The 13,059-nt window shown below is 60.9% G+C and carries 12 protein-coding genes; 5 read left to right on the top strand and 7 right to left on the bottom strand.

Going from position 1 to position 13,059, the window contains the following annotated elements:
- Positions 1 to 5 precede the first annotated feature (5 nt).
- From mhpC to CWM52_RS07910, 3 genes are read right to left on the bottom strand one after another with little or no spacing between them, the layout of a single operon-like run.
- Positions 6 to 872 (bottom strand): 2-hydroxy-6-oxonona-2,4-dienedioate hydrolase, encoded by an 867-nt coding sequence (gene mhpC / locus CWM52_RS07920; protein WP_100683594.1) that lies wholly within the window; start codon positions 870 to 872, stop codon positions 6 to 8.
- A 17-nt stretch (positions 873 to 889) separates the two neighbouring features.
- Entirely contained in the window at positions 890 to 1,834 is a 945-nt protein-coding gene (gene mhpB, locus CWM52_RS07915) for a 2,3-dihydroxyphenylpropionate/2,3-dihydroxicinnamic acid 1,2-dioxygenase (RefSeq protein ID WP_100683593.1), read from the bottom strand.
- A gap of 1 nt (position 1,835) precedes the next feature.
- Positions 1,836 to 3,500, bottom strand: coding sequence for a bifunctional 3-(3-hydroxy-phenyl)propionate/3-hydroxycinnamic acid hydroxylase (locus CWM52_RS07910; RefSeq protein WP_100683592.1), 1,665 nt, complete (start codon positions 3,498 to 3,500; stop codon positions 1,836 to 1,838).
- A 188-nt stretch (positions 3,501 to 3,688) separates the two neighbouring features.
- Between CWM52_RS07910 and CWM52_RS07905 the strand changes: the two genes are divergently transcribed.
- The 4 genes from CWM52_RS07905 to CWM52_RS07890 all read left to right on the top strand — a co-directional run bounded on the left by CWM52_RS07905 (position 3,689) and on the right by CWM52_RS07890 (position 7,398).
- The gene (locus CWM52_RS07905; RefSeq protein ID WP_100683591.1) at positions 3,689 to 4,495 is read left to right on the top strand and encodes a DNA-binding transcriptional regulator; all 807 of its coding nucleotides are present in this window, start codon (positions 3,689 to 3,691) and stop codon (positions 4,493 to 4,495) included.
- A gap of 98 nt (positions 4,496 to 4,593) precedes the next feature.
- Positions 4,594 to 5,655, top strand: a complete 1,062-nt coding sequence (locus CWM52_RS07900; protein WP_100683590.1) for an ABC transporter substrate-binding protein — start codon at positions 4,594 to 4,596, stop codon at positions 5,653 to 5,655.
- Complete coding sequence (locus CWM52_RS07895) at positions 5,645 to 6,649, top strand: FecCD family ABC transporter permease (RefSeq protein WP_100683589.1); 1,005 nt, start codon at positions 5,645 to 5,647, stop codon at positions 6,647 to 6,649. Before CWM52_RS07900 ends, CWM52_RS07895 begins: the two co-directional genes overlap by 11 nt.
- The gene (locus CWM52_RS07890) at positions 6,649 to 7,398 is read left to right on the top strand and encodes an ABC transporter ATP-binding protein (RefSeq protein WP_100683588.1); all 750 of its coding nucleotides are present in this window, start codon (positions 6,649 to 6,651) and stop codon (positions 7,396 to 7,398) included. The genes CWM52_RS07895 and CWM52_RS07890 overlap by 1 nt, the downstream gene beginning before the upstream one ends.
- On the opposite strand, the gene CWM52_RS07885 is transcribed toward CWM52_RS07890, so the two are convergent.
- The 4 genes from CWM52_RS07885 to CWM52_RS07870 all read right to left on the bottom strand — a co-directional run bounded on the left by CWM52_RS07885 (position 7,382) and on the right by CWM52_RS07870 (position 12,288).
- The gene (locus CWM52_RS07885; RefSeq protein WP_100683587.1) at positions 7,382 to 8,122 is read right to left on the bottom strand and encodes a substrate-binding domain-containing protein; all 741 of its coding nucleotides are present in this window, start codon (positions 8,120 to 8,122) and stop codon (positions 7,382 to 7,384) included. The two genes, CWM52_RS07890 and CWM52_RS07885, sit on opposite strands and share 17 nt — an antisense overlap.
- Before the next feature lie 59 nt (positions 8,123 to 8,181).
- A complete protein-coding gene (locus CWM52_RS07880; protein WP_100683586.1) occupies positions 8,182 to 9,018 on the bottom strand; it encodes a shikimate dehydrogenase family protein in 837 nt (278 codons plus the stop codon).
- Positions 9,019 to 9,029: 11 nt separating this feature from the next.
- A complete protein-coding gene (locus tag CWM52_RS07875; protein WP_100683585.1) occupies positions 9,030 to 10,352 on the bottom strand; it encodes an MFS transporter in 1,323 nt (440 codons plus the stop codon).
- An 82-nt stretch (positions 10,353 to 10,434) separates the two neighbouring features.
- Positions 10,435 to 12,288, bottom strand: coding sequence for a bifunctional sugar phosphate isomerase/epimerase/4-hydroxyphenylpyruvate dioxygenase family protein (locus CWM52_RS07870; protein WP_100683693.1), 1,854 nt, complete (start codon positions 12,286 to 12,288; stop codon positions 10,435 to 10,437).
- A 125-nt stretch (positions 12,289 to 12,413) separates the two neighbouring features.
- Between CWM52_RS07870 and CWM52_RS07865 the strand changes: the two genes are divergently transcribed.
- Positions 12,414 to 13,052, top strand: coding sequence for a TetR/AcrR family transcriptional regulator (locus tag CWM52_RS07865; RefSeq protein ID WP_100683584.1), 639 nt, complete (start codon positions 12,414 to 12,416; stop codon positions 13,050 to 13,052).
- The last annotated feature ends 7 nt before the right edge of the window (positions 13,053 to 13,059 follow it).

The raw sequence follows: 13,059 nt of genomic DNA, 5'->3' as shown, positions 1-13,059 counted from the left end.
GCTCCTTATTTCCGCGCCAGAAAATCCAGCACCAGCTGGTTGAAACTGTCGGCATGTTCCCACTGCGCCCAGTGGCCGCAGTCACGATAGATATGCAGTTCAGCGCCGTTAATTCCGGCGAGCAGGCGCAGACCGGCATCCATCGGCACAAAGCGGTCATTGCGTCCCCAGACGATCAGGGTCCGGGCGCGAATTTCGCCAAGACGCGGGCTAAAATCCGGGAACTGTCGCGGGTTGGCCTCCAGACTTTTGACGAAATTATCCAGATGATCGCGGCGCGACAGCATATTGTTGAGGCGCGCTTCGAACAGGGCTTCGGTCAGGTCACGGGTGTCGAAGACAAAGATATTCATCATCTTCTTCAGGTTTTCGATGGTCGGTTCGCGGTACAGGCCGTTCAGCAGCTTGATGCCTTCGGTTGGCATCGGCGTGAACAGGCTCATGCCGCCGGTGCCGCCGCCCATCAGCACCAGTTTGCCCACCCGTTCCGGCCAGCTCAGGGTGAAGGCCACCGCGCTGTGTCCGCCCATCGAGTTGCCCAGAAGATGCACTTTGCTGATATCCAGCTGATCAATAATGCTTTTCAGTACCCGGGCATTCAGGTCGGAACGGGAGCCGCGATTGACGATCGCGTCGCTTTTCCCCCAGCCAGGGCAGTCCAGCAGAATCACCCGGTAGCCCGCCTCGACCAGCGGGTCGATATTGCGGCTAAAGTTGGCCCAGCCGGTGGCGCCGGGGCCGGATCCGTGCAACAGGACCACGGTTTCCTCCCCCTGGCCGCAATCATTAAAATGGATGCGTAGCGTTTCTCCGCCTTCTTCCACGTTGAGGAAACGGCTGGTGGCGGCTTCGGTTTGCGGTTGATAGCTCATGTTTATCTCCTGATGAATCAATTCTGCGTGATGGCGCTCAGCGAGCCGAATCCGGCAATCCACTCCGGTATTGGCCGGTAGTAGCGCCCTTCGCAACGCCAGTTGCCAAAAGCGGATAGCGCGGCAAAGGCCGCCACCCAGGTTTTCGTTTCGTGCGTCGATTTACCGGCCATTACCGACAGCTCTTCGTTACTGACCGCATCCAGCTCCGTCAGCCGTCCCTGCGCCAGCAGGCTCATAAAACGGTTGTCCCAGACAGGATTGAGCGGATAGAGCGAGTTCTGGTCCTCGATAAACTGTTTCGCCGCGCGAATGACCCGCTGCTGGCGCAGTTCCCGCTCGTCCGGCGGCAGTTGCTTGCCGCTGCCGAGCAGCCGGTCGCGCATATGGGCGTCGGCCTTCGCCAGCTCCGGTACCGGCGGCTGATGCGACAGCCCGCCGGAGCCAAGGATTAATACCCGTTTATTGAGGGTGGTCAGGAAGCGGCCAATGGCTTCGCCGAGCATGCGGGCGCGCTGAAAGCCCGGCAGCGGCGGGGCGACGCCGTTGATAAACACCGGCAGAACCGGCAGCCTGTCCAGCCCACCGAGCAGGAACTCCAGCGGTTGCGCAAAGCCGTGATCCACCTGCATGCAGTACGAGACCGCCAGATCGATTCCGTCCTTCATCACCGCATGGGCGCAGGCCTCCGCCAGCGCCGTCGGCACCGGCAGAACGCCGCTGGCGCTGTTGAAATCACCGATCGCGGTCGCGCCGATGCCTAAGCAGAACGGCGGCATCACGTCATAGAAAAAGCCGTTGTAATGGTCAGGGGCAAACAGCACCACCAGCTGCGGATCGAAGTCGGCAATCCGCGCCCGGGATTCGGCGATAACCCCGTTGACTTCGTCCAGCACCGACGGTTGCGGGTCGACGTAGCCCACCAGCGGCGTATGGGAGAGACAATGTAGATAAGCGTTCATATCAAGCCACCTGTTCAACCGGCGCTGCGGCCTGCGCGGAGGCCAGCTGCATCTTGCTCGCCAACGCGTCGAGCTTAGCACCGAGGGTTTGCGGAATAGCCACCGTGGCCACAAAACGGTCCGGACGCACCACCGCCACGGCGGTCTGATGTTGTGCAAACCAGCTTTTCAGGCGATTTTGCGTATCGCCGATGCGGATGACGCCGGGCACGTTGTCCTGGTCGCAATGAATCTGTACCTCCGGCACCACCTGGATAAACCGAACCCCCACGGCATTCCAGCGGGTCATTTGCTCGTCGTTGAGCCCCCACAGCGGGTTGCATCCCCAGGCGATAATGGCGAAATTCGCGCCAATCACCTCATCCAGCAGTGTGACCTGCCCCCCCTCAAGTGTGACCTTCGGCTGGATAAACATTTTGCCTACCGGGGACGTTTTGCCTTCGCCTTCCGCCAGCAGCGCGCCATCGCGATACTGCGGCATTGGCTTAAAGCGCATTTCAAGGAAGTAGCGTTTAACCGGCGGCAGATAGTTGAGCAACCATGAGATACCGTCGCGTACCGCGCCATGCCAGCGCTTCGCCGGTGCCAGGACGTTACCGGCGGTCACCGACAGGTCAATCATCGCCCTGGCATGATCGCGCCGCTCCTGCTGATAGCTATCCAGCAGCGCTTCTCCGGCTTTGCCGTTCACGACCAGCGCCAGTTTCCACGCCAGGTTGAAGGCATCACGCATGCCACTGTTGTAACCTTGCCCCTGCCAGACCGGCATAATGTGCGCGGCGTCGCCCGCCAGCAGGATGCGCTCTGCGCGAAAACGTTCGGCGATGCGCGCGTTATGGGTGTAGACGCGCTGACGGATCAGCTCGACGTTATCCGGGTCCGGCAACACCTTGCTCAACAGCTGACGCATATTGTGCGGTTCGCTAAGCTGGGCCTCGGTTTCACCGGGCATCACCATAAATTCAAAGCGCCGCACTCCGTGCGGCAGCGCGGCGGAGACATACGGGCGCACCGGGTCGCAACACAGGTAGACGTGCGGGGTGGCGAGCGGGTCGTTAGCGATATCGATAACAATCCACTGATTCGGCGCGGTTTTACCTTCGAAGGGAATATTCAGCGTGCGGCGAATCAGGCTGGCTCCGCCGTCACAGGCCACCAGCCAGTCAGCGCGTACGGTTTCATGTTCACCGTCGCTGCCTTTGAGATTCAACGTGACATTGTCCCCATTTTGGCTAAAGGCTTCGACTTCACGGGAAAACAGGCAACGCACGTGGGGAAAGCGGCTAAGGCCTTCGTACAGTACCCCGTCAACCTGCGGCTGAATAAACGCGTTGCGCCGCGGCCAGCCAAACTCATCGGTCATCGGCTGGATATCAGCGAAGCAGCGCCCTTTCGGCGTCAGAAAACGCATCGCGTGCCACGGCGTGGTATGCGGGAGAACGTGGTCCACCAGCCCGATACCCTGCATCGCGCGCAGTGATTCATCGTCAATGCCGATGGCGCGCGGGTAATCAATCAGCGCGTCGAGCTTTTCAACAACCACGACGCTGACGCCCATCTGACCAAGGTAGTTGGCCATCATCAGGCCGACCGGGCCCGCGCCGACGATAGCGACCTGGGCGGTGTGCTGTACAGCGGGTTGAATATCCGGATTCGATGTTGTCATTGCAGAACCTCACGACTCAGACAAAGTGTCGGGCATCGCAAATTGATGCCGGCCGCTTTGTTAACTAGATGTGAATATATTTTTACATTGAGGTCAGTATAGGGTCGGCAGGATGCGCTACAATCAAAACATCACCGGATGTGCACCAGGTGCACATCGTTGTTTATCTGGATATTTGTCGAGGAAGCATGCGCGAAAACAGCCAAACGGATTACAAAACGGTCCGCGGATTGAGCCGGGGGTTATTGTTACTTAATTTGTTAAATAAATTCGATGGCGGGGCCACGGTAAGCACGCTGGCTGAGTTTAGCGGCCTGCATCGCACCACCGTCAGACGACTGCTGGAGACGCTGCAGGAGGAGGGTTACGTTCACCGCAGTCGATCCGATGACAGCTTCCGTTTAACCCTCAAAATCCGTCAGCTGAGTGAAGGATTTCGTGACGAACATTGGATTTCTGCCCTCGCCACCCCGTTGCTGGGAGAGCTGTTGCGCGAAGTGCTGTGGCCGACGGATATCTCCACCCTGGATGTTGACGCCATGGTGGTACGTGAAACCACGCACCGCTTCAGCCGCCTGTCGTTTCATCGCGCGATGGTCGGCCGTCGGCTCCCGCTGCTGCTGACCGCCTCGGGACTCACCTGGCTGGCCTTCGCCCCGGATCATGAGCGCCAGGCGATGATCGAGCTCCTCGCGACGCGTCCGGAAGAGGAGTATCAACTGGCGCGGGAGCCGGAAAAGCTGGCGGCAATTCTTGAGCGCACGCGGCGCCAGGGCTACGGCGAAAACTTTCGCAGCTGGCGGCAGGAGGAGAAAATTGCCTCCATCGCCGTGCCGATCCGCAGCCAGCAGCGGGTCATTGGCTGCCTGAACCTGGTTTATATCGCGAAAGCGATGAGCCTTGAGCAAGCGGCGCAGAAATATCTGGCGCCGTTGCAAAAAGTGGCCGCGCAGATCGAGTCGCGAATGACCGAAGAAGAGGTTTTTTACGAGTAAAGTTGTTCTGAATGGGTAGACAGGCCGGTAAGCATTGCTTCTGCCAGCGATATATATTTTAATATACAGCGATTCTTCTCACCTGTCCGAGTCTTCTCATGTCAAAACGACCCCGTTGCTTACCGGGGCTGACGCTGGTCAGCGCCTGCCTGTTTGCCGGTTATGCCTTTGCCGACCGTACCGTCACCGACCAGCTCGGCCGCGAGGTGACGCTTCCTGACCACGTTACCCGCGCCGTCGTGCTCCAGCATCAGACCCTCAATCTGCTGGTGCAGCTTGATGCCGCCGATGAGATTGTCGGCGTAATGAGCAGCTGGAAAAAGCAGCTCGGCCCGGCTTTCGCCCGCTTTATGCCGGGGATTGAACAGCTGCCGACGCCGGGAGATTTAACCCAGGTCAATATCGAAAGCCTGCTGGCGCTGCATCCGCAGGTAGTGTTTGTCGCCAACTATGCGCCGCAGGCGATGATTCAGCAGATTCAGAACGCCGGGATCCCGGTGGTGGCTATCTCGTTACGCCAGGACGCCGCAGGTGAAAAAAACAAGATGAACCCGTCGATGGCCGATGAAGAGCAGGCCTATAACCAGGGGTTAAAGCAGGGTATTCGCCTGATTGGCGAGGTGGTCGATCGTAAAAACCAGGCGGAAACGCTGATTAGCGCCGTGTTTGCGGCGCGTAAAGAGGCCAACGCGCCGGTTGCCGATATCCCCGATGACCAGCGGATACGCGTCTATATGGCCAACCCGGACCTCAACACCTACGGCTCCGGCAAATACACCGGCCTGATGATGAAACATGCCGGTGCGCTGAACGTTGCGGCGGCCTCGGTCAAGGGCGCGCGCCAGGTATCGCTGGAGCAGGTTTTACAGTGGGATCCGCAGGTGATCTTTGTCCAGGACCGCTACCCGCAGGTGGTCAAACAGATCGAGTCCGACCCGCAGTGGCAAGGAATCGATGCGGTAAAAAACCACCGCGTCTGGCTGATGCCGGAGTATGCCAAAGCCTGGGGTTACCCGATGCCGGAAGCGTTGGCCCTCGGCGAGCTGTGGATGGCCAAAAAGCTGTACCCTTCCCGCTATAACGGCGTGGATGTTGATGGTAAAGCGCAGGAGTATTACCAGCGATTTTATCGCGTGAAGTGGACGCCGGATGCTCAGTAATCGTCACCCGGCGCTGTTGCAAGGCGCGCTGGCGCTGGCCACCTTGTGGATTGCCGTCGCCTCGCTGTGCGTCGGCCAGTATCACCTGAGCCTGAGCGAGGTGTTCAGCCAGCTGGCACACCTGTCGCCTGCTGACGGCGTGGCCGGACAAATCGTCTGGTCGGTGCGCCTGCCGCGCGTTACCATGGCGCTGCTGGCCGGCGGCGCGCTCGGTCTGTGCGGCGCCGCGTTGCAGGGCGTGTTCCAGAACCCGCTGGTGGATCCCCATATCATTGGCGTCACCTCCGGCTCCGCCTTTGGCGGCACGCTGGCCATCCTGCTGGGGCTGGACAGTGTGCTGATGATGACCTCCACCTTCGGTTTCGGCCTGCTGGCCTTAATGCTGGTGTACCTGATTGCGGCGCTGCAGGGGCGGGAAAACACGCTGGTGCTGATTCTTTCCGGGATCATTCTCAGCGGTTTTTTCGCCGCTCTCGTCAGCCTGATGCAATATCTGGCCGACAGCGAAGAGACGCTGCCGAATATCGTCTTCTGGCTGCTGGGCAGCTTCGCCACCGCCAACTGGCACAAAGTGGCGCTCATGGCGCTGCCGGTGCTGCTCAGCGCCGCGGTCCTGATCGCGCTGCGCTGGCGGATTAACCTGCTGGCGCTGGAGGAGAAAGACGCGCGCGGGCTCGGCGTCTCGGTGACCGCGCTACGTCGCGGCGTGCTGCTATGCTGCGCGGTGCTGGTGGCCGCGCAGGTGGCGGTCAGCGGCAGCATCGCCTGGATGGGGCTGGTTATCCCGCATCTGGCGCGACTGCTGGTCGGCGCCGACCATCGCCGTCTGCTGCCCACCGCCTTCTGGCTCGGCGGCGGGTTTATGATCGCGGTAGACGATCTGGCCCGCTCGCTAACCCAGGCGGAGATCCCCATCGGGATCATTACCGCGTTGCTCGGCGCCCCGCTGTTTAGCTGGCTGCTGATCCATACGCGTCGTCGGGGAGCGGTCTGATGAAGATGTCGCTTCGCCTGTCGGCACTGTGCTACGGCCACCGTCAGCCGCTCTTCCTGCCGCTCAGCCTGCAGTGCCTGCCCGGTGAAATCTGGGCGGTGCTCGGTGCCAACGGGCGCGGAAAAAGCACCCTGCTCGACACCCTCACCGGCGTGCTGCCACCGCTGGGCGGGAGTGTCCACAGTGAAGGCGGGATAGCGATTGTGCCGCAGTCGTTCCGCCCGGCGTTTAACTGGCAGGTGCGGGAGGTGGTGTTGATGGGCCGCGCCCGGCAAGTCAATCTGTTTGCCCAGCCAACCGTGGAGGATGAGCGTCGGGTCGAGGAGGCTTTACGCCAGTTGAGCATTGCCGATCTCGCCGACCGCGCGTTTCGTTCGCTCTCCGGCGGCCAGCAGCAGCTGGTATTGATTGCCCGCGCGCTGGTGGGCGCCAGCCAGAATATCCTGCTCGATGAACCCTGCTCGGCGCTGGACCTGTCCAACCAGCAGGTGGTACTGCAGCTCATCAGCGATCTGGCCCATCGCCAGGCGCGCACCGTACTCTTCACCACCCACGATCCCACCCATGCCCTGCAGGTCGCCAGCCATACCCTGCTGTTGCTGCCGGACGGCGAGTGGCTGGCGGGACGCTCCGGGGAAGTGCTTAGCGAGGCGCATCTGCAACGCGCCTACGGCCTGGCGGTGCGTAAAATTGCGCACCCCGGTTCAGACATGCCGCTGCTGGCGCCGCAGTTTACGATTCGGCGCTAGCCGGCAAAAAACCCGCAGCCTGCAGAGCGTGCTGACCTTCGGCGCCGAGAATAAAGCGACACAGCCGCTGCGCCCCGGCGCTCTCGTCGAGGGTGGTCAGCAGGTAATCGGCCTGGATATTCCACTGCGCCGGAATCGTGACCGTCCGCAGATCGTCGGCCAGCGCCATCTGACGGGCGTAATGGGCATAGCCGATAAACAGGTCGGTTAATCCTTCGCGAATAAGCCAGGCTCCCGCCGTCTCGCCCGGCGGGACGCTGAGCGACTGTCGTCCTCCGACCAGCGGCTGAGCGCGGGCCATCATCGCACTGCCGACGCCGGGGAAGCGGGCTTCAATGCGCTCAAACAGCTGCCAGGTATAGTCGCCGGACGGGTCGCAGCCCGGCGTCGATGTGGCCAGACGCAGCTGCGGGTTAGTGAGGAGCGTCAGCCAGTCGGCCATATCACCGGCGGCGGCGCGACGGGCGGTCAGCATCAGTTGGTTACGGGCAAACAGATGGCATTCCCCCGCCCTCCCGGCCTGGCGCAGCGCCTGGGGATGCTGACGGTTGGCAGAGGCGAATACCGAACACGCCGCCCCGCCTTCAATTTGTTCGCGCAGCAAACCGGCGGGGCCGAAATGGGCCTCAACCAGAATACCGGTTTGCTGATGGAAACGCGCCAGCAGCGGGATAAACGCCCCTTTCAGGCTCCCCGCCGCCAGCAGAACGACTGCGCTGGTCATCGTGATTGCTCGCTAAACGCCCGGAAACAGAGCGCTATAGTAACCGGACCGTTGGCGATTCAGTAGCGAATTTCCGCCAGCTCGCGCAGCTGCTCCGGAGTCGCTACCGGCAGGTTGAAGAAACGCAGATAGGCCGGGATCATCTCAAACAGCATGTCGGTGCCGCGCTGAACCGGACAACCGCGCGCCTCGGCGGCCTGCAGCAGCGGCGTAAAGGCCTGGGTCATTACCACTTCCCCCACCCAGGTGCCGGGCGTCAACCGTTGAGGGTCCAGCGGCAGCGGGTCCCCCGCCTTCATCCCCAGCGGCGTGGCGTTCACCACCAGATCGTGCCCCTGCGGATCGCGCTGCATCAGGCTGATATCCAGCAGCGGATAGTGTTGCCGCAGACGGCTCGCCAGCGCATGCGCCGCATCGGCATGGCTATCGTAGAGCGTCAGGGCGCGTACCCCCGCCGCTGCCAGCGAAGCGGCGATCGCCGACCCCACGCCGCCGCAACCGACCACCAGCGCCCGCGCCCCCTCAGGCCGAAAACCTTTACGTCGGATACCGAGCACAAAACCGTCGCCGTCAAACATATCGCCGCTCAGCGTGCCATCGGCCTCGCGGCGGATAGCGTTGCAGGCGCCGGCAATGACTGCCGTGGGGCTTAAGCGATGCACCAGCCCGCAGGTGGCAATCTTATGCGGCATCGTGACCAGCGCGCCGATAATATTGGTCAGCGTAAACAGCGCCGGAACCACCGTCGCCAGCGCCTCCGGTTTCACCCCCGTAGGCACCACTTTGACATCCACCTGCTGTCGGTCGAACCACGGGTTGTAGATCATCGGCGCCTTAAAGCCGCCGGTCGGATAGCCCAGATGCGCGATCAGCCGCGTATTACCACTAATTATCATCCCCTGCTCCTTTACTGCGATAGCTCGATGCGTTTGACATCGCCCAGAATAAACAGATACGCCACGACGCCGAGGAGCGCCGCGCCGCCGATATAGATCAGCGCATAGAAGAAGTCGCCGAAGGCCGCGACGATAAAGCCAATCACCAGCGGCGTGAGGATCCCGGCTAAGTTAGCGCAGAAGTTAAACAGGCCGCCGGTCAGGCCGCCCAGCCCTTTCGGCGCGATATCGGAGATCAACGTCCAGCCCAGGCCGACCATTCCCTGACCAAAGAAGGCGAATGACATCACCAGAATCACCGCCAGATCGCTGCTCAGCCAGTTGGCGGAAATAATGCCGCTGGCCATCAGCAGACCGACGACGATCGGCAGCTTACGCGCGAGGTTGGCCGAGCCGGTGGCCTTCAGCAGCTTGTCGGAGAGCCAGCCGCCGAACATCACCCCTCCGGCAGCGGCAAGGAACGGCAGAATGGCGAAGAATCCCATCTTCAGCCACGGCATATGCCGCTCGGTGGCCAGATAGGTCGGGAACCAGGTCAGGAAAAACACCAGTACCGTATTGCCGGCGAACTGGCCGATGCTGGCGCCCACAATCTGCCGTCTCCCCAGCAGCTGCCGCACCAGCGGCCAGCTGAAAGCCGTCTGCTGGTCGCTCGCCGCTGCCAGGCCGCCGCCGTTGACAATATGCTCCCGCTCCTGCTGGCTGAGGTGCTTATCTTCGTGCGGTTCGCGGTAGCAGCGCCACCACACCAGCGCAAACAGCACGCCGACAACGCCGACGCTGATAAACAGCGCCCGCCAGCCGAAACTGCCCATAATCCAGAACAGCAGCGGTGAGAAGCAGGCCAGCCCGAGATACTCCCCAACGGTATAGACTGCCGTTGCCTTGGCCCTCTCCTGCTGCGGGAACCACGCGCTGACCACCCGGCTGTTTACCGGGAAACAGGGCGCCTCGCTGACCCCCAACCCAAAGCGGCACAGCAGCAGAGTTTTCAGCCCTATCGCCATACCGTGAAACAAGGTAAACAGCGACCACAGCGTCAGCGACAGGAAGTAGGTCACTTTGTTGCCGAAACGGTCGAGGAACAGGCCGCCGGGAATTTGCGCCAGCGCGTAGGTCCAGGCGAAGGCGGAAAAGACGATCCCCATCACCGCCGGATCAATCCCCAGTTCGGAAGTTAAGCTGGGGGCCGCGATCCCCAGCACCGTCCGGTCGAGGTAGTTAATCATCGTGCCGATAGCCAGCAGCGCGAGGATCCCAATCCGCCTCCGGGAGCGCGGCACGGCGGTCGCGGCTTGCGCCGCTGCCGTGTGGTTATGGCTGTACGCGTTCATAATCGTTTTCCTGTCGTAGGGTGCAGATGAATGTTGTTATTGTATTGACGATGTTGTGCCCAACGAACCATTTGATACATCACTAGCTGTACTGCATTGCCGACAGGCGAACGGCGGCATTTGCCGCGCCGTACAGGGCATAGCCATCGCGTCTTTCGGTCAATTCGAAGAAAAAGCGCCCTGCCGAGAACGGCCGGGTATAGAGGTGGAGGAACTCCCCGCCGCGCGGATCGCGGTCATAGAGAATATGCAGACGTTGCAGCGTCGCGACGTCCACCGTCTCGCCATAGCGCGCCAGCAGGTCATCATAGTAATTAGCCGGAATCGGCAGCGCCTGAAGGGAGACCTGCGGCAGGGCGTCGAGGGTCGCCGGCAGGTGATGGCAGGCAAACGCCGCGTGCTGCAAGCCCGCCCCTTGATAGCAGGCCACCGAGCGGGCAATCTGCGTGGCGCGGCTCTGGGAGATATTCAGCGCCAGGCGAATATTGCTCTGCGGGCTGTGAACCGCCAGACTGCGCACCAGACCATACGGGTCCGGCAGCGTCTGTTCATGTTCGAGGGTGAAACCGAAGACGGTGCGGAAAAAGGTAATCCAGTTATCACGGCTCTCCGCCTCCATCCCCAGCGCCAGATGATCGATGCCGCTGTAGTCATCGCGTAACGTCGGCGCGTCGTGCAGATGAAAATCGCGGGTGTAGATATCATCACCGGCTTCAATTAAATAGATCAGGCTGCCGTCGGGGGCGCAAATCGCCGGAATGGGGCTTTCATTCGGCCCGGCATCGCCCTGCCAGGTGGCGTAGCCATAGGCGCGGGCGCGCTCAATAATCGCCGCGCTGCGACTGACGCGCAGCGCCATCGCGCACAGCGAGACGCCGTGGCGCTGGTGAAAATGGTCGGCCCAGCTGTGCGGCTGGGCGTTGACAATCGCTCGCGCGCCGCCGTTGCGCCACAGCGTCACCTGTTTTGAGCGGTGGCGGCCTTCCTGACCGAAGCCCAGTTGCGACAGGCGCTGGCCGAGAGCCTGCGCTTGCGAGGGGCTGGCGGCAAATTCGATAAATTCCAGTCCGAGATAATCCGGCAGCGTCGCGGCCTGAAACAGCGACGCATCGCTGTCGTCCAGCTGTTGGCGGGTCTGCTCTTCCAGCCATTGTAACGAGCGGTAGCCATCTTTCGCCGTTGCGCCATTCGGCGAAGCGCGGAAGCCGTCATTGAAAATTTCCAGCGACCACGGGCCGCGATAGCCGCAGCGGGTCAGATCGCAGGCAAAATCCACCAGCGGCAGCTGCCCCTGTCCCGGGAAACAGCGGAAATGGCGGCTCCATTCAAGGACGTCCATCTTCATCAACGGCGCATCCGCCAGCTGCAGGAAGGTGATTTTGTCCACCGGGACTTCATGCAACCGCTGCAAATTGTCGCCGCGAGCCAGAATATGAAAGCTATCCAGGACAATCCCCAACGCCGGGCTGTTGACGCTTTTCACCCGTTCCCAGGCCTGATACCAGCGGTTGACGTGCGTTCCCCAGGCCAGCGCTTCGTAGCCAATGACTATCTTTTCCTGCTCCGCCAGTGCCGCCAGCGCGGCGAGATCCGCCACCTGCTGCGCAACATCGGCGGAACAGTCCGGCTGCACATTGCTGCACAGGAGCAATGTGTCGCAGCCGAGCTCATGCATCAGCGCGAATTTGCGCTTCGCCCGCGCCATATTCGCCGCAAACTGGCTGCGGCTGGCGCCTTCAAAATCGCGAAAGGGTTGAAAAAGCGTGATTTTTAACCCTAAATCGGCCGCCAGATTGCGAATATCCGCCGGCGTGCCGGTATAATAAAGCAGATCGTTTTCAAAGATTTCGACGCCTTGATAACCCGCTGCTGCAATAGCATGGAGTTTTTCGGGTAAGGTGCCGGAAATCGAAACGGTGGCAATGGATCGCAGCATAGGTCCTCGGGTCATCAGCAGACGTGAGCCCCGAATATGAATCATTTGGTTCATTCGCGCCACGCGAGGTTGCTAATTTGTGATCATTATGTGTATTTTTTGTCTCTCAGAAAAAAGGAGTGGTTATGTCTGTCGTGGCTCATGATGAAGCGCAGTCCCTGAAGGAACGGATTTTTACCGCCGCCATCGTCGTCTTTGCCGAACACGGGCTGTCCGGGGCACGCATGGAACAGATTGCCACCGAGGCACAGACAACCAAACGCATGGTGGTGTACTACTTCAAAACGAAGGAGCTGCTGTATCAGGCGGTGCTGCAACATGTCTATGCGCGTATCCGCGAGACCGAACAGCAGCTTGGGCTGGAGCAGCTTCCGCCGGTTGAAGCGCTGGTGCAGCTGGTGCGCTGGAGCGTGCGTTATCACGCCACTCATGCGGATTTTATGCGGGTTATTTGTATGGAGAATATGCAGCGCGGTAAGTGGTTGCAGTCATCGGGACAGTTGAAACCGCTGAATCGAACCGCCCTGTCGATTCTGGAGGACATTCTGCAGCGCGGGCAACAGCAGGGAATTTTTCAGGAGGGTCTACAGGCGCGCGATGTCCATCGGCTGATCAGCAGCTTTAGCTTTTATCAGGTGTCGAACTTTTACACCTTCACTCGTCTCTTCCTCGACGACCCGCTGCCGGCTATCGACGATGAGGAGATGATCGCTCACCACTGCGATATAGCGGTGAAAGCGGTCGTGCGGTTTGTGATTTCCTGAGCCTGCG

Source organism: Raoultella sp. T31, assembly GCF_002806725.1.
GTDB classification, from domain to species: Bacteria; Pseudomonadota; Gammaproteobacteria; order Enterobacterales; family Enterobacteriaceae; genus Klebsiella; species Klebsiella electrica.
Note: the sequence above shows the minus strand (reverse complement) of the source record. Positions and strands in the feature narration are given on the sequence as shown.

What these genes read in the sequence shown, in the direction of transcription:
- CWM52_RS07910 (WP_100683592.1), bottom strand. Translation starts at nt 3,500, where the DNA reads ATGACAACATCGAATCCGGATATTCAACCCGCTGTACAGCACACCGCC.
- CWM52_RS07870 (WP_100683693.1), bottom strand. Translation starts at nt 12,288, where the DNA reads ATGCTGCGATCCATTGCCACCGTTTCGATTTCCGGCACCTTACCCGAA.
- CWM52_RS07890 (WP_100683588.1), top strand. Translation starts at nt 6,649, where the DNA reads ATGAAGATGTCGCTTCGCCTGTCGGCACTGTGCTACGGCCACCGTCAG.
- mhpC (WP_100683594.1), bottom strand. Translation starts at nt 872, where the DNA reads ATGAGCTATCAACCGCAAACCGAAGCCGCCACCAGCCGTTTCCTCAAC.
- CWM52_RS07905 (WP_100683591.1), top strand. Translation starts at nt 3,689, where the DNA reads ATGCGCGAAAACAGCCAAACGGATTACAAAACGGTCCGCGGATTGAGC.
- CWM52_RS07895 (WP_100683589.1), top strand. Translation starts at nt 5,645, where the DNA reads ATGCTCAGTAATCGTCACCCGGCGCTGTTGCAAGGCGCGCTGGCGCTG.
- mhpB (WP_100683593.1), bottom strand. Translation starts at nt 1,834, where the DNA reads ATGAACGCTTATCTACATTGTCTCTCCCATACGCCGCTGGTGGGCTAC.
- CWM52_RS07885 (WP_100683587.1), bottom strand. Translation starts at nt 8,122, where the DNA reads ATGACCAGCGCAGTCGTTCTGCTGGCGGCGGGGAGCCTGAAAGGGGCG.
- CWM52_RS07880 (WP_100683586.1), bottom strand. Translation starts at nt 9,018, where the DNA reads ATGATAATTAGTGGTAATACGCGGCTGATCGCGCATCTGGGCTATCCG.
- CWM52_RS07900 (WP_100683590.1), top strand. Translation starts at nt 4,594, where the DNA reads ATGTCAAAACGACCCCGTTGCTTACCGGGGCTGACGCTGGTCAGCGCC.
- CWM52_RS07865 (WP_100683584.1), top strand. Translation starts at nt 12,414, where the DNA reads ATGTCTGTCGTGGCTCATGATGAAGCGCAGTCCCTGAAGGAACGGATT.
- CWM52_RS07875 (WP_100683585.1), bottom strand. Translation starts at nt 10,352, where the DNA reads ATGAACGCGTACAGCCATAACCACACGGCAGCGGCGCAAGCCGCGACC.